The following is a 22,644-nucleotide window of genomic DNA, read 5'->3' on the forward strand; positions in this document are numbered from 1 at the left end:
GGCTGCAAAGCAGCCCCATTAACGCTTAACTGACAGGCATTACCCATGCGGGCGCCTAAAGACAGCGACGCCAGGGAGCAGTGCCGGGGCCGCTGTTGCGACTCAATCCTTGGCCACCTCACGGGCCTTCTCTTGCGCCTTGCGCTCGCGCTCGGCCACGGCCTGCTGCTTGTCGCCGTGCAGGCGCTGCTGGTCTTCGCGGAACGCTTGCCAGAACTGCCTGGAGCGCTCCGCACCGCCCTCGGCGTAGACACTGGCGCTGCCCAGGGCAAGGGTGGCCAACAGTAGGTATTTGGTCAGGTTCATCGGGGTTGCCTCGTGGTAGCCGATCAGTCAGGCCATGGTCGCAGAGGCTGGCTAACAGCAAGGTGAGGCGCGGATTACAGTCCTGCAATGTGCCGGGGCCGCAACGGACAGCCAGATAACACCCGCATTACAAATCCGTTATCTACGCCTCGGCCGCTAACGCATGCCGTAACATCCTGCGCCTTGACCCTGATGTCACTACAGGGTCGAGAATCGCCCCCTTTTCACCACACCGAGCCAACCCATGCGCCTACTGATCATCGAGGACGAGCTGCGTACCGCCGATTACCTGCAGCAAGGGCTGCGCGAAAACGGCTATGTGGTCGACTGCGCCCATACCGGCACCGACGGCCTGCACCTGGCACGCCAGCACCCGTACGATCTGGTCATCCTCGACGTCAACCTGCCCGAGCTCGATGGCTGGACCGTGCTTCAGCGCCTGCGTGCCGAATCGGCCACGCGCATCATGATGCTGACCGCCCATGGCCGCCTGGCCGACCGGGTAAAGGGCCTGGACCTGGGCGCCGATGACTACCTGCTCAAACCCTTTGAATTCCCTGAACTGCTGGCGCGCATTCGCAGCCTGCTGCGCCGCAACGACCAGCAACTGCAACCCAGTACCCTGCGAGTCGCCGACCTTGAACTGGACCCGGGCCGCCACCGCGCCTATCGCGCCGGGCAACGCATCGACCTGACCGCCAAGGAGTTCGCCCTGCTCCACCTGCTGATGCGCCAGACCGGTGAAGTGCTGTCGCGCACGCAGATCATCTCACTGGTGTGGGACATGAATTTCGATTGCGACACCAATGTGGTGGAGGTCTCGATCCGGCGCCTGCGCGCCAAGATCGACGACCCGTTCGACACCAAACTGATCCATACCCTGCGCGGTGTCGGTTACGTGCTGGAGGCGCGTTTTTGAAGACTACCAGCCTCTCTTTGCGCCTGGGCCTTAGCGTCACGCTGATGGGCGCTGCGCTGGTGTTGTTGCTGGCCTGCCTGGCCGTGTTCGCCCTGGATCACGAGCTGGACAGCCGCGCACGCAAGGACTTGGCGCGCAAGATGCTGCAGGTCGAGCACAACCTGCGCGTCGATCTGCGCAGCGAGGACCTGGGCACCAGGGCCCACCCCCTGCTCGACCTGGTGATGGGGCACGACAACCTCAGCCTCAGCGTACTGGCGCAGGAAAGCCGCCACCCGCACCTGCTCAGCCTGGGGCCGGCACTGGACTCGCGCGTCGCTGAGCTGCCCACCGACGAACGCCTGGCCTTTCACGCCTGGCGCGACAGCAGCGGCAACCAGATCCTGACCGTCAGCCGGTTGATGCGCCTGCGTGACAACACCCCGGTCAAGGTGCTGATGTCGCTCAACCGCGCCGACGATAACGCCCTGTTGCAGGCGTACCTGCACTCAACCCTACTGGCGCTGCCGCTGCTGCTGCTGCTGATTGGCGCGGGTGCCTGGTGGCTGATGCAGCGCGGCCTCAAGCCCCTGCGACATTTTCGGCGCATCGCTGGCCAGGTTTCGGCCCAGGACCTGCAGCATCGCCTGCCCGCCAGCGGCCTGCCACTGGAACTGGCTGAACTCGCGCGCAGCATCAACGTGATGCTCGACCGCCTCGATCAGGGTGTCAGCCAGCTCGCGCAGTTCTCCGACGACTTGGCGCACGAACTGCGTACCCCCTTGAGCAACCTGATGGGCAAGGCCCAGGTGACCCTGGCGCGCGAACGGGAAAACGCCAACTACCGGGAGGTGCTGGAAGACAGTATCGAGGAGCTGACCCGGCTCAACCGCATCATCAATGACATGCTGTTTCTCGCCCAGGTCAGCCAACCGCAGACCCAGGTGGCGCTAAAGCCCGTGGCGTTGGCCGACGAGACTGCCCGGGTAGTCGAGCTGTTCGCCTTCAGTGCCGAGCTCAAAGGCGTAGCGCTGCGGGTGCAGGGTTGGAGCACGGCGTTGGGCGACCGGTTGATGGTCCAACGGGCGCTGTCGAACCTGTTGAGCAATGCCATACGGCACAGCCCTGAGGGTGAACCGGTCGACTTGCATATCCAGCGTACAGGCAACGAAATACGGCTATCTGTGCAGAACCGTGGCCCCGGCATCGCTGCGGCTGAGCAGCCACAGCTGTTCGAACGCTTTTACCGGGTGGGTTCGGGGCGCTCGCGGTTGGAGGGCGGGACCGGCTTGGGGCTGGCGATCGTCAAATCGATCATGCAACTGCACGGCGGGCGGGTTGAGGTGAGCAGCAGCCCCTTGGGGCCGACCCGCTTTACCCTGGTGTTTCCTGCCGAGTGATCGGCCGCCTGTACCGGCCCTTTCGCGGGTAAACCCGCTCCTACATAGGTACCACAACCCCTGTAGGAGCGGGTTTACCCGCGAATAGGCCGGTACAGGTAACTGACAGATCAGCGCGAAGCCGCAACGATCAAGGCCTTCATCTCGGCCACAGCAGCCTTGAAGCCCACGAACAAGGCATGCGCCACCAATGCGTGGCCAATGTTCAGCTCATTGATACCCTTGATCGCCGCCACAGCCTCGACGTTGTGGTAATGCAGGCCATGGCCGGCATTGACGATCAGCCCCTGACCCACGCCAAACGCCACACCGTCGACAATGCGCCGCAGCTCATCGGCCACCTCGCCTGGGGTTTGCGCATCGGCATAGCGCCCGGTGTGCAGCTCGATGGCGGGGGCGCCGACCCGGCGTGAGGCCTCGATCTGCCGCTCGTCAGCATCGATGAACAGCGACACTTCGGCGCCAGTGCGTGCCAGGCGTTCGACCGCCGCCTTGATCCGTGCCTCCTGCCCCGCCACGTCCAGGCCACCTTCGGTGGTCAGTTCCTGACGGGTTTCAGGTACCAGGCAAATGTGCGCCGGGCGAATTTTCTCGGCAAAGGCCATCATCTCTTCGGTGACGCCCATTTCGAAGTTCATGCGCGTCTGCAGCACGTCCTTGAGCAGCACCACGTCGCGCTCCTGAATGTGCCGGCGATCTTCGCGCAGGTGCACGGTAATGCCGTCGGCGCCTGCTTCCTCGGCATCCAGGGCAGCCTTGACCGGGTCAGGGTAACGCGTGCCGCGGGCCTGGCGCAGGGTTGCCACGTGGTCGATGTTGACGCCAAGAAGCATGCGGTTGCTGTGAGTCACGAAAGGCTCTCCTGAAGATTGAGGCCCACAGCATACGTCGTGATCAGCGCTTGCGAAACAGTTCCCGGCTGACCAGTGGCTTGCCGCCCAGGTGAACGGCCAGGGCCTGGCGCATCAGGCGCTTGGCGGCGAGCAAGGCACCGTCCGCGCTCCAGTCGGCTTGCGCCAGGGCCAGCAGCTCGGTGCCGCGGAACAAGCCGGGCTGCACCAGCTCGACCCGTTCCAGGCCTGCGTCCACGCGCAAGCGGTACAGGCCATCGGCGGCAATGGGGTGGTCGTTGACGTCCTGGCTCAGGGAAAACGCGTAACCAAGCTCATCGAGCAGCCGCCATTCGAACGAACGCAGCAGCGGCTCCAGCGGGCGCCCCTCGGCCAAGGCATGCAGGGTGAGTGCGTAGTGCTCGAAAAGGGCCACGAATGGCGCCTCGGCAGGCAGCAGGCGCATCAGCAACTCGTTGAGGTACAGCCCGCTGAACAGTGCATCGCCATGCAACCAGGCGGCGATGCCGACGCTGTCCATGCGCCCGACATTCTTCAGCTCGCCACGCCCGCGCAGTTCGAGCTCCAGCGGCACGAACGGCCGTACCAGGCTGCCACCCTTGCCGCGCGCACGGCGCAGTACCGCGCGCATGCGGCCCTGCGGGGTGAAAAAGTCCACCAGCGCACTGGTTTCCTTGTAGGCGCGGCTGTGCAGCACATAGGCTGGCTGGCCGACAGGTTGTTCCATGGGAGATCACTCGTTCCCTGTAGCCAGGAAAACCGCACAGTGGGGCGGCTGTGCAGCCCATCGCCGGCAAGCCAGCTCCCACACCGACCGCATCGCACCCAGGGCTTGTGCAGCACCTGTGGCAGCTGGCTTGCCAGCGATGGGCCGCAACGCGGCCCCAACAGTATTGCTTACAGGTCGCCGTAACCCAGTGAACGCAACGCGCGCTCATCGTCGGACCAGCCACCTTTCACCTTGACCCACAGGTTGAGCATGACCTTGGAGTCGAACAGCACTTCCATGTCTTTGCGCGCCTCGGAGCCGATGCGCTTGATGCGCTCGCCCTTGTCGCCAATGATGATCTTTTTCTGGCCATCGCGCTCAACCAGGATCAGCGCGTGGATGTGCAGCACGTGCCCCTGCTGCTTGAATTCCTCGATCTCCACGGTGATCTGGTAAGGCAACTCGGCCCCCAGCTGGCGCATGATCTTCTCGCGTACCAGTTCGGCCGCCAGGAAACGGCTGCTGCGGTCGGTGATCTGGTCTTCCGGGAAGAAGTGGTCATTTTCCGGCAGGTGCTTGGCGATCTGCGCTTCCAGCGCCTCGAGGTTATGGCCCTGCTGCGCAGAAATCGGCATCACCTCGGCGTTCGGCAATTGCTCCTGCAGCCATTGCAAGTGCGGGATCAGCTCGGCCTTCTCTTCCATGCGGTCGGTCTTGTTGACCGCGATGATCAGCGGCCCGGTCACGTACTGCACGCGCTCCAGCACCAGTTGGTCCTCGTCGGTCCACTTGGTACGGTCGACCACGAAGATCACCACATCGACGTCTTTCAGGGCCGCCGAAGCATTGCGGTTCATGTAGCGGTTCAGGGCCTTGTCGTTGGCCTTGTGCATGCCAGGGGTATCGACGTAGATCGCCTGCACATCACCTTCGGTCTTGATGCCGAGCATGTTGTGGCGGGTGGTCTGCGGCTTGCGCGAGGTAATCGCCAGCTTCTGGCCGAGGATGTGGTTGAGCAGGGTCGACTTGCCCACGTTCGGGCGGCCGACAATGGCTACATAGCCGCAGCGGGTCGGGTTGCTATCAGTCATTGCCATTCTCCACGCCCAGGGCGATCAGTGCAGACGCAGCGGCAACTTGCTCGGCAATACGCCGGCTAACGCCTTGGCCACGGCTCTTGTTGTTCAGCAGCACCACTTCGCATTCGACGAAAAAGGTGCGGCAGTGCGGCTCGCCCTGGATATCCACCACTTCGTAGCGCGGCAGCTCGCAGCTGCGCGACTGCAGGAACTCTTGCAGGCGGGTTTTCGGGTCCTTGTTGGTGTCGACCAGGGTCAGGCCCTCGAACTCATTGGCCAGCCAGGCCAGCACACGCTCGCGGGCGGTTTCCATGTCAGCGTCCAGGTAAATGGCGCCAATCAGTGCTTCCAGCGCATCGGCAAGGATCGACTCGCGGCGAAAACCACCGCTCTTGAGCTCGCCGGACCCCAGGCGCAGGTACTCACCAAGGTCGAAGCCACGGGCCAGGCGGGCCAGGGTTTCGCCCTTGACCAGCCGCGCCCGCAGGCGCGACAGCTGGCCTTCGCGGGCCTGCGGAAAACGCTCGAACAGCGCTTCACCGGCGACGAAGTTGAGAATGGCGTCACCCAGGAACTCCAGGCGCTCGTTGTTGCGCCCGGCGTAACTGCGATGGGTCAGCGCCAGGAGCATCTGGTCCTGGTTCTTGAAGGTGTAGCCGAGCTTTCGCTCCAGACGGGCAAGGGAAGCACTCATGCGGCCACCCGTTGGTTATTTAACGCGTTGTTCAAATCAACATCCTGAAAGACTGTTTGGCTGTGGCCCGCCGCGCGATGTGCGGCGAATCTCCCGATCCCTGAGAACACAGCCTATGTCAGAAATGCATTCGGCGCTGTCTGCTGGACAGCGCCGATGGGTATCAATGGATCAAACCGACCCGCGACAGGTTGGGCAGGTGGCTGAGCTTGGGTTCCGGCCAGCTCATCCATACCGCAAAGGCCTTGCCGACGATGTTCCGGTCCGGAACCATGCCGTGCAGCTCCTTGGGAATGTTCGGGTCATCCCAGAAACGGCTGTCGTTGGAGTTGTCGCGGTTGTCGCCCATCATGAAGTAGTGGCCTGCCGGCACGGTCCATTGCTGGTCCGGCGGCATGCGATAGCGGCTCATTTCCTTGCGGATCAGGTGTTCGGTCTCGCCCAGCTTTTCCTTGTACAGCGTGGCGCTGCCCAAGGTGCCCGGCTCGCTACCTACCAGCTGTTCGGCAACCGGCTGGCCGTTGACGAACAGGCGCTTGTCGTTGGTATAACGCACCACATCGCCTGGCAGGCCGACCACACGCTTGATGTAGTTGACGTTCGGGTCGCTCGGGTAACGGAACACCATGACGTCGCCGCGCTGCGGGTCACCCACTTCGATGACCTTCTTGTCGATCACCGGCAGGCGAATGCCATAGGAGAACTTGTTCACCAGGATGAAATCGCCCACTTCCAGAGTGGGTTTCATCGACCCCGAAGGGATCTGGAACGGCTCGACCAGGAACGAGCGCAGTACCAGTACGATGAACAGCACCGGGAAGAACGACTTGCCGTACTCGACCAGCAACGGTTCCTTGTTCAGGCGCTCGACCACCGCCATTTCAGGCTGGCTTACGCTGCCCTGATAGTTGGCAATTGCCGCACGCCGGCGCGGGGCCAGGAACAGCAAGTCGATCAAGCCCAGCAAACCGCAGACGAATACGGCAATGACCAGCAACAGCGGGAAATTTAGCGACATAGGACCTAGCTATCCAACCTGAGCACGGCGAGGAAGGCTTCCTGTGGAATTTCCACGTTGCCCACCTGTTTCATGCGTTTCTTACCGGCCTTCTGCTTCTCCAGCAGTTTCTTCTTACGGCTGACGTCACCACCGTAGCACTTGGCCAGTACGTTCTTTCTGAGCGCCTTGACGGTTGTCCGGGCAATGATCTGGCCGCCAATGGCTGCCTGGATCGCCACGTCGAACATCTGCCGAGGGATCAGTTCCTTCATCTTCTCGGTCAACGCACGGCCTTTGTAGGCCGCGTTGTCGCGGTGCACGATCAATGCCAGCGCATCGACCTTGTCGCCGTTGATCAGCACGTCCAGCTTGACCAGGTTGGCCGACTGGTAGCGATCAAAATGGTAATCCAGCGAAGCATAGCCGCGGCTGGTGGATTTGAGGCGGTCGAAGAAGTCCAGCACCACTTCGTTCATCGGCATGTCATAGCGCACCTGCACCTGGCTGCCGAGGAACTGCATGTCGCGCTGCACGCCACGCTTCTCGATGCACAAGGTGATCACGTTACCCAGGTGCTCCTGCGGCACCAGAATGGTCGCGGTCACGATCGGCTCGCGGAAGTCGGCCACGGCTGAAACATCCGGGAGCTTGGACGGGTTGTCGACGACAATAGTTTCGCCGGTTTTCAACTCCAGCTCGTAGATCACGCTGGGTGCGGTGGTGATCAGGTCCAGGTCGTACTCGCGCTCCAGGCGCTCCTGGATGATCTCCATGTGCAGCATGCCGAGGAAGCCGCAACGGAAACCGAAGCCCAGTGCATCGGAGCTTTCCGGCATGTACTGCAGCGACGAATCGTTCAGGGTGAGCTTCTGCAGGGCATCGCGGAAGTCTTCGAAGTCGTCGGAGCTGACCGGGAACAGGCCTGCGTAGACCTGCGGCTGGATTTTCTTGAAGCCTGGCAGCACTTCGACCTCGGGGGTCGAGGACAAGGTCAGGGTGTCGCCTACCGGGGCACCGTGAATGTCCTTGATGCTGGCGATGATGAAGCCCACTTCACCGGCTTTCAGGTCGGCGGTCTGGGTGTGTTTCGGGGTGAACACCCCCACGCTGTCGACCAGGTGCACCTTGCCGGTGGACTTGACCAGGATCTTGTCGCCCTTCTTGACGCGCCCCTGGCGCACGCGCACCAGCGAGACCACGCCCAGGTAGTTGTCGAACCAGGAGTCGATGATCAGCGCTTGCAGCGGCGCATCGATTTCGCCCACGGGCGCCGGGATCGAGTGCACCAGGCGCTCGAGCACCTCGTCCACGCCCATGCCGCTCTTGGCACTGCAGGCCACGGCGTCAGTGGCGTCGATACCGATGATTTTCTCGATTTCGTCCTTGACGCGGTCCGGGTCGGCCTGGGGCAGGTCCATCTTGTTGAGGACCGGCATGACCTCCAGGCCCTGCTCGATGGCGGTGTAGCAGTTGGCTACCGACTGGGCCTCTACACCCTGGCCGGCGTCGACCACCAGCAGTGCGCCTTCACAGGCTGCCAGCGAGCGCGAGACTTCGTAGGTGAAGTCGACGTGGCCGGGGGTGTCGATGAAGTTCAGCTGGTAGATCTTGCCGTCCTGCGCCTTGTAGTGCAGCGTGACGCTGTGGGCCTTGATGGTAATACCGCGTTCGCGCTCCAGGTCCATGGAGTCCAGTACCTGGGCTTCCATTTCGCGAGCCGTCAGGCCACCGCACATCTGGATGAAACGGTCGGCCAGCGTCGACTTGCCATGGTCGATGTGGGCGATGATGGAGAAATTGCGGATATGACTCAAATCACTCACGGGTCAACACTCGAAAAGGCTGCGAGCCGGACGCCCGCCGAAAAATAGCCGGGCATTGTACCTTAAGCTGTTCGCAGATGGGAGATTCCTCTGCCCGACTGTACACAACTACCCGCCAGTCAATTGTGAAGATTCATGAAAAAGGGCAGCCGAAGCTGCCCTTTTCGCCCCACCTGGCCGCTTATTCAGCGAGCTTGAAGGTGATGAAGCTGGCACGGCCCTGACGCAGCACGCGCATCGACACCGAGCGGTTCTTCGGCAGTTCCTTGGCGATTTCGGTGAATTCCTTGGCCGAGCCGATGGCCTGGTTGTTCAGGTGGCTGATGACGTCACCCGGGCGCAGGCCGATGAGCGCTGCCGGACCATCCTGAACTTCCTTGATCACCACGCCGCCCTTGAGCTCGAGGGATTTTTTCTGCTCGGCGGTCAGGTCGGCGACCGCGACACCCAGGCGATTGCTGCTGCGCTCGGTGCTGCCGTCGGCACCGGCGGTGATGTCGGCGTCGTCGTCCGGCATGGCGCCCACGGCCACGTCCAGGGTCTGGCGCTTGCCGTTGCGGATGATTTCCAGCTTGGCTTTCTCGCCATCCTTGAGGCTGCCGACCAGGTGCGGCAGGTCGGCCGACATGACGATCGGCTGGCCGTTCATGCTCAGGATCACGTCACCCACCTGCAAGCCACCCTTGGCGGCCGGGCCGTTTTCCAGCACCTGGGCTACCAGGGCGCCGGCCGGCTTGTCGAGGCCGAAGGATTCGGCCAGGTCCTTGTTGACCTCCTGAATCACCACGCCCAGCCAGCCGCGGCTGACTTTGCCGTCTTTCTTCAACTGGTTGGAAACGTCGAGCGCCACATCGATCGGGATGGCGAACGACAGGCCCATGAAGCCGCCCGAACGGGTGAAGATCTGCGAGTTGATACCCACCACTTCGCCCTTCATGTTGAACAGCGGACCACCGGAGTTACCCGGGTTGATGGCCACGTCGGTCTGGATGAACGGCACATAGGTATCGTTGGGCAGGGTGCGGCCCTTGGCGCTGACGATGCCCTTGGTCACCGAATGGTCGAAGCCGAACGGCGAACCGATGGCCAACACCCACTCGCCCACCTTGAGCTTCTCGGAGTCACCCAGTTTCACGGTGGGCAGGTTCTTGCCATCGACCTTGAGCAAGGCCACGTCGGTACGGGGATCGGTGCCGATCAGCTTGGCCTGCAGCTCACTGCGGTCCGACAGGCGGACGATGATCTCGTCGGCATCGGCGACCACATGGTTGTTGGTCAACACATAGCCATCGCTGGAAATGATGAAGCCAGAGCCCAGCGACATGGCCTCACGCTGGCGATCGCCACGCGGCGAGCGCGGCTGTTGCGGCATGTTGCGCTCGAAGAATTCGCGGAACATCGGCGGCAGGCCTTCCAGGTCCGGCATCTGGCCCTGGGCGACGCGGCGGTCCGGCAGCTTCTGCTTGGTGCTGATGTTGACCACCGCGGGCGAGGCCTGCTCGACCAGCGTGGTGAAGTCCGGCAGGGCTTCGTCGGCCTGGGCGGTGAGCGCCTGGCCGAGCATCAGCACGGTGGCGACCATCATTAGGTAGGATTTCAAGCGTGGTATTGACATACGGCTCCCGTCACAACGAGCGGTAGTTAGAAAGGCCCCTGCACAAAACAGGAAAGGCCAGGCTCCTGAAAGCCTGACCTATAGAAAATTTGCCGCAGGATTGCAAATGACAATGCTTTAATTTCATTTCAGGCGTATGCCCGGCTGCCTTTGGCACGGCCCGCAAACGGGCGCCATCACTGGCGTGCCTGGGCATCCTGAGGTCGCATGGACAGGGCAACACGCTCTGCCGTACCCAGGGGGATTTCACCGACGACCGTCACCATGACCTTGCCCTTGGGCGTATTCAGGCGACGTGAAACCGCCGACGTCGGCCCAAGCTGGGTGCGCACATCGCTACCACCGTCATCCTTGACCGGCTCGAGGAACACCGAGAAGCGCGCCAGGCCATCGTCGTACATCAGGCTACTGACCGAACTGCCAAGCTTGGGGTCGCGGTGCACGGTGCTGTTGACCAGTTCGAAGCCCGGCGGCAACCAGTCCGAACGCCAGGCGGCGATGTTGTCATTGCTGACCGAGGCCACATGCTGCACAGGTTTGCAGGCGGCGCTTGGCTGCAGGTCGCTGTCGCTGGGCAGGTCATCGGTATCGAGACGGGTCATCTGGAAGCGTTCCAGCAACTGCCCCTTGTCGTTGAGCATCAAGGAGCGCAGCGGCAGGCCGGTCTTGCGGTCCAGGTGCAATTCGAAGGCATAGCGGTGCTGGTCGCGCGGCGTGAGCGTCACAATCACCGCGTCACGCCCGGCCACGCGTGACTTGCCCGCCACGCTCAGGTCGTACCAACCCATGAGCTTCAGGGGATCGAGCACACGCGGTGCTGTATCTGGAGGGCTGGTAACCCCGCTGGCCAAGGCGCCGCTGACACACGCCACCTTGCCATCCACGCGCACGATTTCCTCGGCAGCGCCGTCGAGCTGCAATAGCCGCTCGCTGACCTTGCCGCCCTCTACCCTGTGCCAGATATCGTGGGAAGAAAAACTACCGTTGCGTTCGTAGACGAAAGCGCCTTGGTAGCTCTGTTTTTGCTCGGCCTGTGCCAGCTTGTTCAGCCATTCACTCGCCTCGGGCGAAGAATTGGCTGCCAACGCTGGCACCGTCATGCAACTGCCAACCAGCAGCGTCAGGAGAGGTAGCGCGCGCATGAGCCTCCTTACTTAACGGTTTTCCAGGCTGGCAGCGCGGGCATACGGCAGTGCAGTTTCAGTACCCTTGAGCGCAGACTCCTGAGCATGCTGGCGCAGGTAACCTGGCAGACGCTGGTCCCAGCCGGCCTGGTTCTGCAGCACACCGTTGGCCATTGGCCCGGTCGGTTGCTCGCTGCTCTCGGTATAACCTGCCAATACTGCAGGGCCCTGTGCTTGTGGCACGCTCACGCCCTGCTGGACCGGCTGCTGGGCAGCCAGCTCGGCACCGGTGATCTCGTCCTGGTTGTACATGCGCACACCCGCCAGCACGGCCACGGTGACCGAAGCAGCCACAGCCAGGCGGCCGATGCTGCGCCACGGGCCCTTGTTGACCTTGGCCGGCACGGCTTCATCGGCCAGCGCCGCAGACACCGCCGAGGCGATATCCAGGTTGGGCAGCAGCAACTCCTTGTGCATGGCTGCGCGGGCTACCTGGTAACGGGACCAGGTGGCACGGGTTTCGGCTTCGTCGACGGCGTTCAACACCCGACGCAATTCCAGTTCGTCCGCTTCGTTATCCATTACCGCGGACAGCGATTCCTGCAAAGCTTCACGACTCATGGCGGTTCCTCTCTTGGCTGTCGCCGCTGTCTCAGGTTTCCTGCAACAACGGTTGCAGGGCTTTGTCTATGGCCTCCCGAGCGCGGAAGATTCGAGAGCGCACGGTACCCACCGGACATTGCATGACACTGGCAATGTCCTCGTAACTCAGGCCATCGAACTCACGCAGGGTAAGCGCCGTGCGCAGGTCTTCGGGCAGTTGCTGGATGGTGCGATGGACGGTGCCTTCGATCTCATCCCGCAACAACGAGCGCTCTGGAGACTCAAGATCCTTGAGGCCATGATCGCCGTCGTAAAACTCCGCATCCTCGGAGCTGACATCGCTGTCTGGCGGCCGTCTTCCACGGGACACCAGGTAGTTCTTCGCCGTGTTGATGGCGATGCGGTACAGCCACGTGTAAAACGCACTGTCGCCGCGGAAATTACCAAGTGCACGGTAGGCCTTGATAAAGGCTTCCTGCGCAACATCCTGGGCCTCGTGGGTATCGTGAACGAACCGCACGATCAACCCGAGAATCTTGTGCTGATACTTCAGCACCAACAGATCGAACGCTCGCCTGTCGCCGCGCTGCACGCGCTCGACAAGTTGCTGATCCTCTTCCTGGGTTAGCATGAACACTCCTCAGTGAACTCGAAGGAGCGTTGCAACAGCCATCGCTCAGGCTTGCAACCATAGACTCGGGCTTTTCGCAAAAGTTCTCCCCTCCAAGCAAGTTTCCTGCAGCCCTTGGTCGGCTTGCACGGAAGACGAGGCACGGTCATCGCCGGCTTCGTCGATAATCAGGTTACGTGTACGCAGGGACAGCCGGGACAGGCCTGCCGCCCTGCGTCGCCGCGGCAATTTGTGGCGTGCGGGCAACCTTCATAGGATTTCCGGCCATGTCGGAAAGTTCCCACAAAGGTTGGCCACGCTGGCAGCTGGCATGGAAATTGGCCACCGGGGGCTGCTATAAAGGCAGCCCGGTCGAGCGAACAATAGTTTCACTATGCCACCTGCGCGTGGCTATTGTGCCGCGCCCCCTCCAAAGATTACTAGTGTCCCGACATGAGCCAACAATTCCAACATGATGTCCTGGTGATCGGCAGCGGTGCCGCCGGTCTCAGCCTGGCACTCAACCTCCCCAGCCACCTGCGCATCGCCGTGCTGAGCAAGGGCGACCTGGCCAATGGCTCGACCTTCTGGGCCCAGGGCGGTGTCGCTGCGGTGCTGGACAATACCGACACAGTGCAGTCGCATGTGGAGGATACCCTCAATGCCGGCGGCGGCCTGTGCCATGAAGACGCCGTACGCTTCACGGTCGAACACAGCCGCGAGGCCATACAGTGGCTGATCGAACAAGGCGTACCGTTTACCCGCGACGAGCACTACAGCGTCGACGATGGCGGCTTCGAGTTCCACCTTACCCGTGAGGGCGGCCATAGCCACCGGCGGATCATCCACGCCGCCGATGCGACCGGTGCCGCCATTTTCACCACGCTGCTCAAGCAGGCCCGCTCGCGCCCGAATATCGAGCTGCTGGAACAGCGCGTGGCAGTCGACCTGATCACCGAGCGGCGCCTGGGCCTGCCTGGCGAGCGCTGCCTGGGCGCCTATGTGCTCAACCGCAACACTGGTGAGGTCGACACCTTCGGGGCACGCTTCACCGTGCTGGCCACTGGCGGCGCGGCCAAGGTCTACCTGTACACCAGCAACCCCGACGGCGCGTGTGGCGATGGCATTGCCATGGCCTGGCGGGCCGGTTGCCGGGTGGCGAACCTGGAGTTCAACCAGTTCCACCCGACCTGCCTGTATCACCCGCAGGCCAAGAGCTTCCTGATCACCGAGGCCCTGCGTGGGGAGGGCGCCCTGCTGCGCCTGCCCAATGGCGAGCGTTTCATGCCACGTTTCGACCCGCGCGAGGAACTGGCGCCCCGCGATATCGTCGCCCGCGCCATCGACCACGAAATGAAGCGCCTGGGTGTGGACTGCGTGTACCTGGACATCACCCACAAGCCAGCCGAGTTCATCAAGGGCCACTTCCCCACCGTGTACGAGCGGTGCCTGGCGTTTGGCATCGACATCACCCGCCAGCCGATTCCGGTGGTGCCTGCCGCGCACTACACCTGCGGCGGGGTAATGGTCGACGACCGCGGCCACACCGATGTGCCGGGTTTGTACGCGATTGGCGAAACCAGTTTCACGGGCCTGCATGGCGCCAACCGCATGGCCAGCAACTCACTGCTGGAGTGTTTTGTGTATGGCCGCGCCGCGGCTGCCGACATCGAGGCCAACCTGCAGCAGGTGAGCATGCCAAGGGCTCTGCCGGGTTGGGACGCCAGCCAGGTGACCGATTCGGACGAGGACGTGATCATCGCGCACAACTGGGACGAGTTGCGGCGGTTCATGTGGGACTACGTGGGGATCGTGCGCACCAGCAAGCGCCTGCAGCGGGCGCAGCACCGCATTCGGTTGCTGCTGGATGAAATCGACGAGTTCTACAGTAACTACAAGGTCAGCCGCGACCTGATCGAACTGCGCAACCTGGCACAGGTGGCCGAGCTGATGATCCTGTCGGCGATGCAGCGCAAGGAGAGCCGCGGCTTGCATTACACCCTGGACTACCCGGGCATGCTGGACGAAGCAAAGGACACGGTGCTCAGCCCGACCTGAGCGCTGCAGCGCCCCAGCGCCGCCGGCTGAATTTCAACCGCACCCGCAACCGCCGATGCTCATCCGCGCCCAGGGCATCCGGCGGTACACACTGGCTTTGCCCCAACCAGCGCCCGGCGCGCTCAAAGCGCACCACCACCAACCCAGGCAGGGCGATGCTGTCCCGGCACAGCCGCACCGGCTGCCAGCCACCACCACGGGTGTACACCTGCCAGCCGCGCACATCACGGCGCAAGCCGGTAACGGCCTGTTCATGGGTCAACAGAATACGGCGGGGAAGCGCCCAGGCAGCGTGGGCAAGGCAGGCAATGATGAGGGTAAACGCCAGCCAGGCTGGCAGCGCACTTGCCCACGCGGCAAGCCAGGCTACCCCCTGGCATGCCAGGTAGACCGCCAGCAGCCGGCGCGAGCCCTGCCAGCGGCACTCATAACACTCACTTGGGTTGGACACGGTCCAGAATGATGCGGACCATGCGCTGCAGCTCCGGGTCTTCAGACTCGGTGCGCTCCATAAACCAGCCGAACATGTCCTGATCCTCGCAGCTCAACAGGCGCACGTACAGTTCGCGGTCGGCCTCGTTGAGGGTGGGGTAGACTTCCTGGGTGAAAGGCACCAGCAGCACGTCCAGTTCCAGCATGCCGCGGCGGCTGTGCCAGAACAGCCGGTTGAGTTCAGTTTGTTCGACCATGGGGCCCTCCTCGAATGGCCCGCCAGTATACAGCCAGGCGAGCGCAGCGGCACCGGGCGTTGGTCTACTCACCTACCTATTTTGTTACCGGCGTTCTATGATGGCCGCCAGTCTTTAGCCACCGCGATGACCCATGGCCGATTCCGCTTTCTTCTGCCCCCTGTCCCACGAGGGCATCCTCGCCGTCCGCGGCTCCGATGCAGGCAAGTTCCTGCAAGGCCAGCTGACCTGCAACATCAACTATCTCAGCCAGGAACATGCCGGCCTCGGCGCCCGCTGCATGGTCAAGGGGCGCATGCAGTCGAGCTTCCGTATCCTGCCCGAAGGCAACGGCTACCTGCTGGCCATGGCCAGCGAGCTGCTCGAGGCGCAATTGGCCGACCTGAAGAAGTACGCCGTGTTTTCAAAGGCCACGCTCACCGATGAGAGCAGCGCCTGGGCACGCTTCGGCCTGCAAGGGGGCGAAGCGGCACTGCAAGCACTGGGGATCGACCTGCCCAGCGCCGCGGGCAGCACCGTGCGCCAGGCCGGGCTGATCGCGATCACCGTGTCCGCCGGCCGCGTAGAGCTGTGGGTAGCGGCGGACAACGCCGAGCCCGTGCGCCAGGCCCTCGCCGCCGCCCTGCCCGAAGGCAGTCTCAACGACTGGCTGCTCGGCCAGATCCGCGCTGGCATCGGTCAGGTCATGGGGCCGACCCGCGAGCTGTTCATTCCCCAGATGATCAACCTGCAAGCCGTCGATGGCGTCAGCTTCAAGAAGGGCTGCTACACCGGCCAGGAGATCGTCGCGCGGATGCAGTACCTGGGCAAGCTCAAGCGCCGTCAGTACCGTCTGGCGCTGGACCAGGCCGCCGTTCCGGCGCCGGGGGCGGAAATCTTCTCGCCCACCCACGGCTCGTCGGTCGGTGAAGTGGTGCTGGCCGCCAGCAACGGTGCCGGCTGCGAATTGCTCGCCGTGCTGAGTGCCGAGGCGGTAGAGGACGACAACCTGCACCTGGGCAGCCTGGAAGGCCCGCGCCTGCAGGTGCTGACCCTGCCTTACGAACTGGACCGCGACCGGGAAATCCAGCGCTGACCAGCCTGCCCCGCCCGCGTGGCGGGGCCGCACCACCACTGCGGTAGACACGCCCATGAACAAGCTGGCCGAGATGGTTCAAGCACAGTTGCTCGATGCCATCGAAAAGGATGACCTGGTCCTGCCGACCCTGCCCGAAGTTGCCTTGAGCATCCGTGAGGCGGCAGAAGACAGCGAGATCAGCGTAGCGGCCCTGAGCAAGGTGATCGGCCGTGATGCGGCGCTTTCGGCGCGCCTGATCAAGGTCGTCAACAGCCCACTGCTGCGCGCGGCGGTAGAAGTGACCGACCTGCACACCGCCATCACGCGGCTGGGCATCAACTACAGCTGCAACCTCGCCATCGGCCTGGTCATCGAGCAGATTTTCCACGCCCGCTCGTCGGCCGTGGAGCAAAAATTGCGGGAAATTTGGGCCAACAGCCTGGAAGTGGCGGGCATCAGTTACGAAATCACGCGCCGCTACACCCAGCTCAAACCTGAGCAGGCGACCCTGGGTGGGCTGGTCAACCAGATTGGCGCGCTGCCCGTGCTGATCTACGCCGAAGAGCACAACGAACTGCTGTCCGACGCGGTGTGCCTGCATTATGTGATCGAGCAGATCCAGCCGGCGCTGGGTGACAAGATTCTCAAGGCGTGGGAGTTTCCGGAGCAATTGGTCAACCTGCCCTCGCAGGTTCAGGACCTGGACCGCCAGACTGACAAGGTCGACTACATCGACATCGTGCAGATCGCGCGTTGCATCAGCCAACGTGGGCGCCAGCGGCCGTTGGCGGCGCTGCCGGCGTACCGCCACCTGGGCTTGCCGTTCGGTACCGAGCTTGAGGTGGAAGAGCTGCTTGAGGCGCGGAGCATGTTGCGCTGACCCGCTCAAACCTGCGCTGGCCGGCGGTGGGCCAGCACAGGCACCGCGTCAGTCCGCGATAAAACTCACCCGTACCCGCAACCCGCCCTTCGCGCCATCATGCAGGCTCACCTGCGCCAGGTGCGCCCGGCAGATCTCGCCCACGATGGCCAGCCCCAACCCGCTGCCCTGCGCACTGCGCCGGTAGAACCGCTCGAAGACCCGCTCGCGCTCAGCCTCGGGAATGCCCGGCCCGTCGTCTTCCACTTCCAGCACGGCCGGGGCCAACACGCGGATGATCACATTGCCGCCTTGCGGTGTATGCGCCAGGGCATTGTCCACCAGGTTGCTCAACAGCTCGTTGAGCAACGTCGGTTCGCCCTTCAGCCAGACCGGCGCCTCGGCCTCCAGCGCCAGCGCAACGCCGCGCTTGTGCGCCAGGGGGGCCATGGCCATGCCCAGCTCCCGGGCCAGTTGGCTCAAGTCCAGGCGCTGCGCACCGCCCTCGGCAATCGCCCGCGCGCCGTTCTCCACCCGTGCCAATGACAGCAACTGGTTGGCCAGGTGGGTCAACCTGTCGGTGCCCTGGGCGGCAGACTCCAATGTTTCCCGCCACGCCTGCGGCTCTGGCGAACGCAGGCCCAACTCGACGCGCGCCTTCAAGGCCGCCAGCGGCGTGCGCAGTTCGTGCGCGGCATCGGCAATGAACTGGGCCTGGCGCTCGAACTGGCCACGCAGGCGTTCTGTGAAATGGTTCAAGGCACGCACCAATGGGCCCAACTCACGCTGCACCTGCACCACCGGCAGCGCCCGCAGGTCGTCGGGCTGGCGCTCCTCCACCGCCGTGCGCAGACGCTCCAGCGGCCGCAGCGCCGCACTGACGGCGAACCACACCATCACCAGCGCCGCCAGCGCCAGCATGCCCAGGCGCAGCAAGGTATCGGCCATCAAGCCGCGGGCCATGCTCACCCGCGCCTCCTCGGTCTCGGCCACCCGGATTTCCGCCATGCCATTCATGTTCGGCTCGCTCACCGCCTTGAGCAAACTGACCACGCGCACGTCCTGGCCCAGGTAGGTGGCGTTGTAGAACCGCGCCAGCGCCGGGTAATCGTCGGTGCGGGGCGTGCCTGGCGGCGGTGGCGGCAGGTTCTCGTAACCGGAAATCAGCCGCTGCTGGATATCGAGCACGGTGTAGTAAATGCGCCCGGCGCTGTCGTAGGCGAAGGTGTCCAGCGCCACGTAAGGCACGTCGGCGCTCAGCGAGCCATCGCGCTGCGACAGCCCCGCGGCGATGGTCCGTGCCGAGGCCAGCAGGGTACGGTCGTAGGCGGTATCGGCAGCCTCGCGACCATTCCAGTAGGCGCTCAGGCCGCTGGCCAGCATCAGCACCACCAGCAGCAACGCCAGGTTGCCCATCAAGCGCCCGCGCAGGCTGCCATTGTCACGCATCGCGGTGCTCTAGCAGGTAGCCCAGGCCGCGGAAGGTGACGATGGCTACCGGTTGGCCGTCGAGCTTCTTGCGCAAGCGGTGGATGTAGATTTCGATGGCATCGGGGCTGGCCTCCTCGTCCAGGCCGAAGACCTGGGCGGCCAGCTGCTCCTTGCTCATCACCCGGCCCGGGCGGGCGATCAGCGCCTCCAGCACACTCTGCTCACGGGAGGTCAGGGTCAGGTTGTCGTCGCCAAGGGCAAAACGCCGGGTATCGAGGTCGTACACCAACGGCCCGCAGCGCTGCTGGCGCTCCCCACCGAGCACGCTGCGCCGCAGCAGGGCTTTGACCCGGGCTTCCAGCTCGGTCAGCTCGAACGGCTTGGCCAAGTAGTCATCGGCCCCCAGGTTCAGGCCGTGGACCCGGTCCTTGACGTCGCTGCGGGCGGTCAGCATCAACACCGGCAGGGTCTTGCCACGCCCACGCAAACGCGCCAGCACTTCAAAGCCATCCATGCGCGGCAAGCCGACATCCAGCACGGCCACTGCGTATTCTTCGCTGGCCAGGGCCAGGTCGGCGGCCACGCCGTCATGCAGCACATCCACGGTCAGACCCAGGCTTTTCAAGGCCAAGGCCACGCTTTCGGCCAGTTGCAGGTGGTCTTCGACCAGCAGCACACGCATCGGTTTTTCCCTCTCGGCTGGGGCAATGGCGCGGAGTGTACCGCTGTCGCCGGGCCTGTGAAGCCCCTTGTGGCAACCTTTCAGATTGAAAGGTTAGCGAAAGGTTCGTTGCCTAGCATCGCCCTACGGTCGCGCCTCGCACCGAAAAAAGCACCAGCAAGGTGCAACGAATAAGAACAATAAACGGAGTCACCGACGATGCTGTCAGCACAGCCGCAGGCGTTTGCGCCTACCCGTTCCTTTGCCTCACGCCCCAGCACCCTCGCCAGCGCCCTGGCGCTCGCCGGTGTCGCCCCGCTGAGCCAGGCCGCCTTCTTCGAAGACAGCACGGCCACCTTCGAAACCCGCAACATGTACTTCAACCGCGATTTCCGCGACGGCACCAGCGCGCAACAATCCAAGCGCGATGAATGGGCCCAGGGCTTCATGCTCAACTTCGAGTCCGGCTACACCGATGGCACCGTAGGCTTCGGCGTGGACGCGCTGGGCATGCTCGGTATCAAGCTCGACTCCAGCCCGGACCGCACCGATACCGGCCTGCTGCCGACCCACGATGACGGCAAGGCTGCCGACGAATATTCCAAGCTGGGCCTGACCGGCAAGGTCAAGGTCTCCCAGACCGAACTGAAGATCGGCACGCTGATCCCCGAGCTGCCGACCCTGCAACCGAACGACGGCCGGATCCTGCCGCAAACCTTCGAAGGCGGCCTGCTCACCTCGAAGGAAATAAAGGGCCTGACGTTCACTGGCGGGCGCCTGGACAAAGCCAAGGACCGTAACGACACCAATTGGGAAGATCTGGCCCTGAACAACAAGAATGGCCGCTTCGGTGGTTCGTTCAGCGCCGATCACCTGGCCCTGGGTGGGCTCGACTACCAGTTCACCGACCGTATCACCGGCAGCTATCACTTCGCCCAGCTCGACGATATCTACCGCCAGCACTTCATCGGCATGGTCGCCACCCAGCCGTGGGGCCCAGGCACCCTCGGTGCCGACCTGCGCCTGGCCATCAGCGACGACGCCGGTGCCGCCAAGGCCGGCAACATCGACAACACCACGTTCAACGGCATGCTCAGCTACGCCCTGGGTGGGCACAAGGTCAGTGGCGCGTGGCAGCAATTGTCGGGCGACAGCGCGTTCCCTTATGTGGATGGCGCCGACCCCTACCTGGTCAACTTCGTGCAGATCAACGACTTCGCAGGCAAGGACGAGCGTTCCTGGCAGGCGCGCTACGACTACAACTTCGCCGCCCTGGGCGTGCCCGGCCTGACCTTCATGACCCGCTACATCAGCGGCGATAATGTCAGCCGCGCCGCCGGTGGCGAAGGCAAAGAGTGGGAACGCGACACCGAAATGAAGTACGTCGTACAAAGCGGCCCGTTGAAGAACGTGGCCGTGCGTTTGCGCAACGCCACATTCCGCTCCAACCTCGCCCGCGATGCCGACGAAGTGCGGCTGCTGGTGAGCTACAGCGTGGCGCTGTGGTAAGCCGCTAGCCTAACCCGATAACAACAACATTCACGGAGATCGACGATGACCTTTTCACTGCGCCGCCTCGTCCTCGCTACCGGCTGCCTGCTGTTGGCCGGCAACGCCCTCGCTGCCGAACCGAAACGCCCCGAATGTATCGCCCCCGCCTCGCCGGGCGGCGGTTTCGACCTGACCTGCAAGCTGGTGCAAAGCGCCCTGGTGCAGGAAAAGATCCTCAGCAAGCCCATGCGCGTCACCTACATGCCCGGCGGTGTCGGCGCGGTGGCGTACAACGCCGTGGTCGCCCAACGCCCGGCTGACGCCGGCACACTGGTGGCCTGGTCCAGCGGTTCGTTGCTGAACCTGGCCCAGGGCAAGTTCGGCCGCTTCGACGAAAACGCCGTGAAATGGCTGGCCGCGGTCGGCACCAGCTACGGCGCCATCGCGGTGAAGAGCGACTCGCCCTACAAGACCCTCGACGACCTGGTCGCAGCACTGAAGAAAGACCCGAGCAAAGTGGTGATCGGCTCTGGCGGCACCGTGGGCAGCCAGGACTGGATGCAAACCGCCCTGATCGCCAAGGCCGCCGGGATCAACCCGCGCGACCTGCGCTACGTGGCCCTGGAAGGCGGCGGCGAAATTGCCACGGCCCTGCTGGGCGGCCACATTCAGGTGGGCTCGACCGACATTTCAGACTCCATGCCGCACATTCAGAGCGGCAACATGCGCATCCTCGCGGTGTTCTCGGAAAACCGCCTGGATGAGCCGGAGATGAAGGACATCCCGACTGCCAAGGAGCAGGGTTATGACATCGTCTGGCCGGTGGTGCGCGGTTTCTACCTGGGGCCAAAGGTCAGCGACGAGGATTACGCCTGGTGGAAGCAGTCGTTCGACAAGATGCTGGCTTCGGAAGACTTCGCCAAACTGCGTGACCAGCGCGAGCTGTTCCCGTTCGCCATGACCGGCGAAGAACTGGACGGCTATGTGAAGAAGCAAGTGGCTGACTACAAGACGCTGGCCAAGGAATTTGGCCTGATCCAGTAAGCCTGCCGGATCCACCACCCTCCCTGTGTAGGAGCGGCCTTGCGTCGCGATCGGCCGCTAAGCGGCCCCTGGAAATGCCTTGCGATGCTGCAGACAGATCGCAGTGGCTGGTTTTGCGGCCGCTTCGCGGCCGATCGCGACGCAAGGCCGCTCCTACAAGCGATCTCAACGAGGATTTTTTCATGATCCTGCAACGCATCTTCGCCCTGGTCTTGCTGGCGGTGTGCGCCGTGCTTGCCATAATGGCCTGGCCCTACCAGGCGGCGTTTTCCTATGAGCCGGTGGGCCCGCGTGCCTACCCACTGCTGATGCTCGGCCTGATGGGCCTGGGCCTGCTGTACCTAGCTATCCGCCCGACGCCGATCGTGCGCAAGGACGACGAACCAGAACTGGACCGCGCGACCCTTTTCAAGATCGCCGCGTGTGTCGGCCTGCTGCTGGTTTTCGCCGCCACCTTCGAACCCTTGGGCTTCATTCTCAGTGCCATCCTGGTGGGCCTGCCCATGGCGCGCCTGTATGGCGGCCGCTGGCTGCACAGCGCCATGGTGGTGGTGGGCATGAGCATCTTCCTCTACTGGCTGTTCGACCGCGTGATGGACGTGCCACTGCCCCTTGGCCTGCTGAGCGTACTGGAGAACTGAC

Annotated in this window: 23 protein-coding genes; 8 read left to right on the top strand and 15 right to left on the bottom strand. The window is 63.5% G+C overall.

Translation table 11 applies throughout. The features are described 5' to 3' along the window. Positions 1-102 precede the first annotated feature (102 nt). On the bottom strand, positions 103-306 hold the full coding sequence (locus K4A76_RS18170; RefSeq protein ID WP_009684756.1) for a hypothetical protein: 204 nt from the start codon (positions 304-306) through the stop codon (positions 103-105). 244 nt (positions 307-550) lie between these two features. Here K4A76_RS18170 and K4A76_RS18175 point away from each other — a divergent pair, with 244 nt between their 5' ends. Beyond that, positions 551-1,225, top strand: a complete 675-nt coding sequence (locus tag K4A76_RS18175) for a heavy metal response regulator transcription factor (RefSeq protein WP_009684757.1) — start codon at positions 551-553, stop codon at positions 1,223-1,225. Continuing rightward, complete coding sequence (locus tag K4A76_RS18180; RefSeq protein ID WP_274410856.1) at positions 1,222-2,604, top strand: heavy metal sensor histidine kinase; 1,383 nt, start codon at positions 1,222-1,224, stop codon at positions 2,602-2,604. The genes K4A76_RS18175 and K4A76_RS18180 overlap by 4 nt, the downstream gene beginning before the upstream one ends. Positions 2,605-2,714: 110 nt before the next feature. Here the strand turns inward: K4A76_RS18180 and pdxJ are convergent, their stop codons facing one another. The 10 genes from pdxJ to rpoE form a co-directional block, all read right to left on the bottom strand. Then, entirely contained in the window at positions 2,715-3,437 is a 723-nt protein-coding gene (gene pdxJ / locus K4A76_RS18185; RefSeq protein ID WP_232108691.1) for a pyridoxine 5'-phosphate synthase, read from the bottom strand. 61 nt (positions 3,438-3,498) lie between these two features. Beyond that, entirely contained in the window at positions 3,499-4,182 is a 684-nt protein-coding gene (recO, locus tag K4A76_RS18190; protein WP_274410857.1) for a DNA repair protein RecO, read from the bottom strand. 170 nt (positions 4,183-4,352) lie between these two features. Beyond that, positions 4,353-5,255, bottom strand: coding sequence for a GTPase Era (era, locus tag K4A76_RS18195; protein WP_003252061.1), 903 nt, complete (start codon positions 5,253-5,255; stop codon positions 4,353-4,355). Beyond that, positions 5,248-5,937, bottom strand: coding sequence for a ribonuclease III (gene rnc / locus K4A76_RS18200; RefSeq protein ID WP_009684761.1), 690 nt, complete (start codon positions 5,935-5,937; stop codon positions 5,248-5,250). The genes era and rnc overlap by 8 nt, the downstream gene beginning before the upstream one ends. Before the next feature lie 163 nt (positions 5,938-6,100). Next, positions 6,101-6,955 (bottom strand): signal peptidase I, encoded by an 855-nt coding sequence (gene lepB, locus K4A76_RS18205; protein WP_009684762.1) that lies wholly within the window; start codon positions 6,953-6,955, stop codon positions 6,101-6,103. Between the two features lie 5 nt (positions 6,956-6,960). Further along, entirely contained in the window at positions 6,961-8,760 is a 1,800-nt protein-coding gene (gene lepA / locus K4A76_RS18210; protein ID WP_029886108.1) for a translation elongation factor 4, read from the bottom strand. A gap of 181 nt (positions 8,761-8,941) precedes the next feature. Further along, the gene (locus K4A76_RS18215) at positions 8,942-10,375 is read right to left on the bottom strand and encodes a DegQ family serine endoprotease (RefSeq protein WP_029886109.1); all 1,434 of its coding nucleotides are present in this window, start codon (positions 10,373-10,375) and stop codon (positions 8,942-8,944) included. A 176-nt stretch (positions 10,376-10,551) separates the two neighbouring features. Next, complete coding sequence (locus tag K4A76_RS18220) at positions 10,552-11,517, bottom strand: MucB/RseB C-terminal domain-containing protein (protein ID WP_274410858.1); 966 nt, start codon at positions 11,515-11,517, stop codon at positions 10,552-10,554. 12 nt (positions 11,518-11,529) lie between these two features. After that, positions 11,530-12,120 carry a sigma-E factor negative regulatory protein gene (locus K4A76_RS18225; RefSeq protein ID WP_029886111.1) on the bottom strand — a complete coding sequence of 197 codons (591 nt, stop codon included), beginning with the start codon at positions 12,118-12,120 and terminating at the stop codon, positions 11,530-11,532. A 31-nt stretch (positions 12,121-12,151) separates the two neighbouring features. Next, positions 12,152-12,733, bottom strand: coding sequence for an RNA polymerase sigma factor RpoE (gene rpoE / locus K4A76_RS18230; protein WP_003252049.1), 582 nt, complete (start codon positions 12,731-12,733; stop codon positions 12,152-12,154). Positions 12,734-13,165: 432 nt separating this feature from the next. Here rpoE and nadB point away from each other — a divergent pair, with 432 nt between their 5' ends. Next, entirely contained in the window at positions 13,166-14,770 is a 1,605-nt protein-coding gene (gene nadB, locus K4A76_RS18235) for an L-aspartate oxidase (protein WP_047149741.1), read from the top strand. On the opposite strand, the gene K4A76_RS18240 is transcribed toward nadB, so the two are convergent. Beyond that, complete coding sequence (locus tag K4A76_RS18240) at positions 14,757-15,221, bottom strand: protein YgfX (RefSeq protein WP_274410860.1); 465 nt, start codon at positions 15,219-15,221, stop codon at positions 14,757-14,759. The genes nadB and K4A76_RS18240 overlap by 14 nt on opposite strands. Continuing rightward, the gene (locus K4A76_RS18245) at positions 15,205-15,459 is read right to left on the bottom strand and encodes an FAD assembly factor SdhE (protein WP_009684770.1); all 255 of its coding nucleotides are present in this window, start codon (positions 15,457-15,459) and stop codon (positions 15,205-15,207) included. The genes K4A76_RS18240 and K4A76_RS18245 overlap by 17 nt, the downstream gene beginning before the upstream one ends. A gap of 133 nt (positions 15,460-15,592) precedes the next feature. On the opposite strand from K4A76_RS18245, the gene ygfZ reads away from it, so the two are divergent. Further along, the gene (gene ygfZ / locus K4A76_RS18250) at positions 15,593-16,534 is read left to right on the top strand and encodes a CAF17-like 4Fe-4S cluster assembly/insertion protein YgfZ (RefSeq protein WP_274410862.1); all 942 of its coding nucleotides are present in this window, start codon (positions 15,593-15,595) and stop codon (positions 16,532-16,534) included. Between the two features lie 55 nt (positions 16,535-16,589). Beyond that, a complete protein-coding gene (locus tag K4A76_RS18255; RefSeq protein WP_274410863.1) occupies positions 16,590-17,396 on the top strand; it encodes an HDOD domain-containing protein in 807 nt (268 codons plus the stop codon). Positions 17,397-17,444: 48 nt separating this feature from the next. On the opposite strand, the gene K4A76_RS18260 is transcribed toward K4A76_RS18255, so the two are convergent. Together K4A76_RS18260 and K4A76_RS18265 are read right to left on the bottom strand one after the other, a co-directional pair. After that, positions 17,445-18,824 carry a sensor histidine kinase gene (locus K4A76_RS18260; RefSeq protein WP_009684773.1) on the bottom strand — a complete coding sequence of 460 codons (1,380 nt, stop codon included), beginning with the start codon at positions 18,822-18,824 and terminating at the stop codon, positions 17,445-17,447. After that, entirely contained in the window at positions 18,817-19,488 is a 672-nt protein-coding gene (locus tag K4A76_RS18265; RefSeq protein WP_009684774.1) for a response regulator, read from the bottom strand. Before K4A76_RS18265 ends, K4A76_RS18260 begins: the two co-directional genes overlap by 8 nt. A 198-nt stretch (positions 19,489-19,686) precedes the next feature. On the opposite strand from K4A76_RS18265, the gene K4A76_RS18270 reads away from it, so the two are divergent. The 3 genes from K4A76_RS18270 (at position 19,687) to K4A76_RS18280 (ending at position 22,643) form a co-directional block, all read left to right on the top strand. Next, positions 19,687-20,976, top strand: a complete 1,290-nt coding sequence (locus K4A76_RS18270) for an OprD family porin (protein ID WP_009684775.1) — start codon at positions 19,687-19,689, stop codon at positions 20,974-20,976. A gap of 45 nt (positions 20,977-21,021) precedes the next feature. Continuing rightward, on the top strand, positions 21,022-22,002 hold the full coding sequence (locus tag K4A76_RS18275; RefSeq protein WP_054912178.1) for a Bug family tripartite tricarboxylate transporter substrate binding protein: 981 nt from the start codon (positions 21,022-21,024) through the stop codon (positions 22,000-22,002). Between the two features lie 182 nt (positions 22,003-22,184). Next, positions 22,185-22,643, top strand: a complete 459-nt coding sequence (locus tag K4A76_RS18280; RefSeq protein WP_274410864.1) for a tripartite tricarboxylate transporter TctB family protein — start codon at positions 22,185-22,187, stop codon at positions 22,641-22,643. Position 22,644: the final 1 nt, after the last annotated feature.

This window comes from Pseudomonas sp. NEEL19 (genome assembly GCF_028751975.1).
Lineage (GTDB): Bacteria > Pseudomonadota > Gammaproteobacteria > Pseudomonadales > Pseudomonadaceae > Aquipseudomonas > Aquipseudomonas juntendi.

Bases quoted from the DNA above. Each gene is read 5' to 3' on its own strand.
- K4A76_RS18170 (WP_009684756.1), bottom strand. From the start codon at position 306: ATGAACCTGACCAAATACCTACTGTTGGCCACCCTTGCCCTGGGCAGC.
- K4A76_RS18175 (WP_009684757.1), top strand. From the start codon at position 551: ATGCGCCTACTGATCATCGAGGACGAGCTGCGTACCGCCGATTACCTG.
- pdxJ (WP_232108691.1), bottom strand. From the start codon at position 3,437: ATGCTTCTTGGCGTCAACATCGACCACGTGGCAACCCTGCGCCAGGCC.
- recO (WP_274410857.1), bottom strand. From the start codon at position 4,182: ATGGAACAACCTGTCGGCCAGCCAGCCTATGTGCTGCACAGCCGCGCC.
- era (WP_003252061.1), bottom strand. From the start codon at position 5,255: ATGACTGATAGCAACCCGACCCGCTGCGGCTATGTAGCCATTGTCGGC.
- rnc (WP_009684761.1), bottom strand. From the start codon at position 5,937: ATGAGTGCTTCCCTTGCCCGTCTGGAGCGAAAGCTCGGCTACACCTTC.
- lepB (WP_009684762.1), bottom strand. From the start codon at position 6,955: ATGTCGCTAAATTTCCCGCTGTTGCTGGTCATTGCCGTATTCGTCTGC.
- K4A76_RS18215 (WP_029886109.1), bottom strand. From the start codon at position 10,375: ATGTCAATACCACGCTTGAAATCCTACCTAATGATGGTCGCCACCGTG.
- K4A76_RS18220 (WP_274410858.1), bottom strand. From the start codon at position 11,517: ATGCGCGCGCTACCTCTCCTGACGCTGCTGGTTGGCAGTTGCATGACG.
- K4A76_RS18225 (WP_029886111.1), bottom strand. From the start codon at position 12,120: ATGAGTCGTGAAGCTTTGCAGGAATCGCTGTCCGCGGTAATGGATAAC.
- rpoE (WP_003252049.1), bottom strand. From the start codon at position 12,733: ATGCTAACCCAGGAAGAGGATCAGCAACTTGTCGAGCGCGTGCAGCGC.
- nadB (WP_047149741.1), top strand. From the start codon at position 13,166: ATGAGCCAACAATTCCAACATGATGTCCTGGTGATCGGCAGCGGTGCC.
- K4A76_RS18245 (WP_009684770.1), bottom strand. From the start codon at position 15,459: ATGGTCGAACAAACTGAACTCAACCGGCTGTTCTGGCACAGCCGCCGC.
- ygfZ (WP_274410862.1), top strand. From the start codon at position 15,593: ATGGCCGATTCCGCTTTCTTCTGCCCCCTGTCCCACGAGGGCATCCTC.
- K4A76_RS18255 (WP_274410863.1), top strand. From the start codon at position 16,590: ATGAACAAGCTGGCCGAGATGGTTCAAGCACAGTTGCTCGATGCCATC.
- K4A76_RS18260 (WP_009684773.1), bottom strand. From the start codon at position 18,824: ATGCGTGACAATGGCAGCCTGCGCGGGCGCTTGATGGGCAACCTGGCG.
- K4A76_RS18265 (WP_009684774.1), bottom strand. From the start codon at position 19,488: ATGCGTGTGCTGCTGGTCGAAGACCACCTGCAACTGGCCGAAAGCGTG.
- K4A76_RS18270 (WP_009684775.1), top strand. From the start codon at position 19,687: ATGCTGTCAGCACAGCCGCAGGCGTTTGCGCCTACCCGTTCCTTTGCC.
- K4A76_RS18275 (WP_054912178.1), top strand. From the start codon at position 21,022: ATGACCTTTTCACTGCGCCGCCTCGTCCTCGCTACCGGCTGCCTGCTG.
- K4A76_RS18280 (WP_274410864.1), top strand. From the start codon at position 22,185: ATGATCCTGCAACGCATCTTCGCCCTGGTCTTGCTGGCGGTGTGCGCC.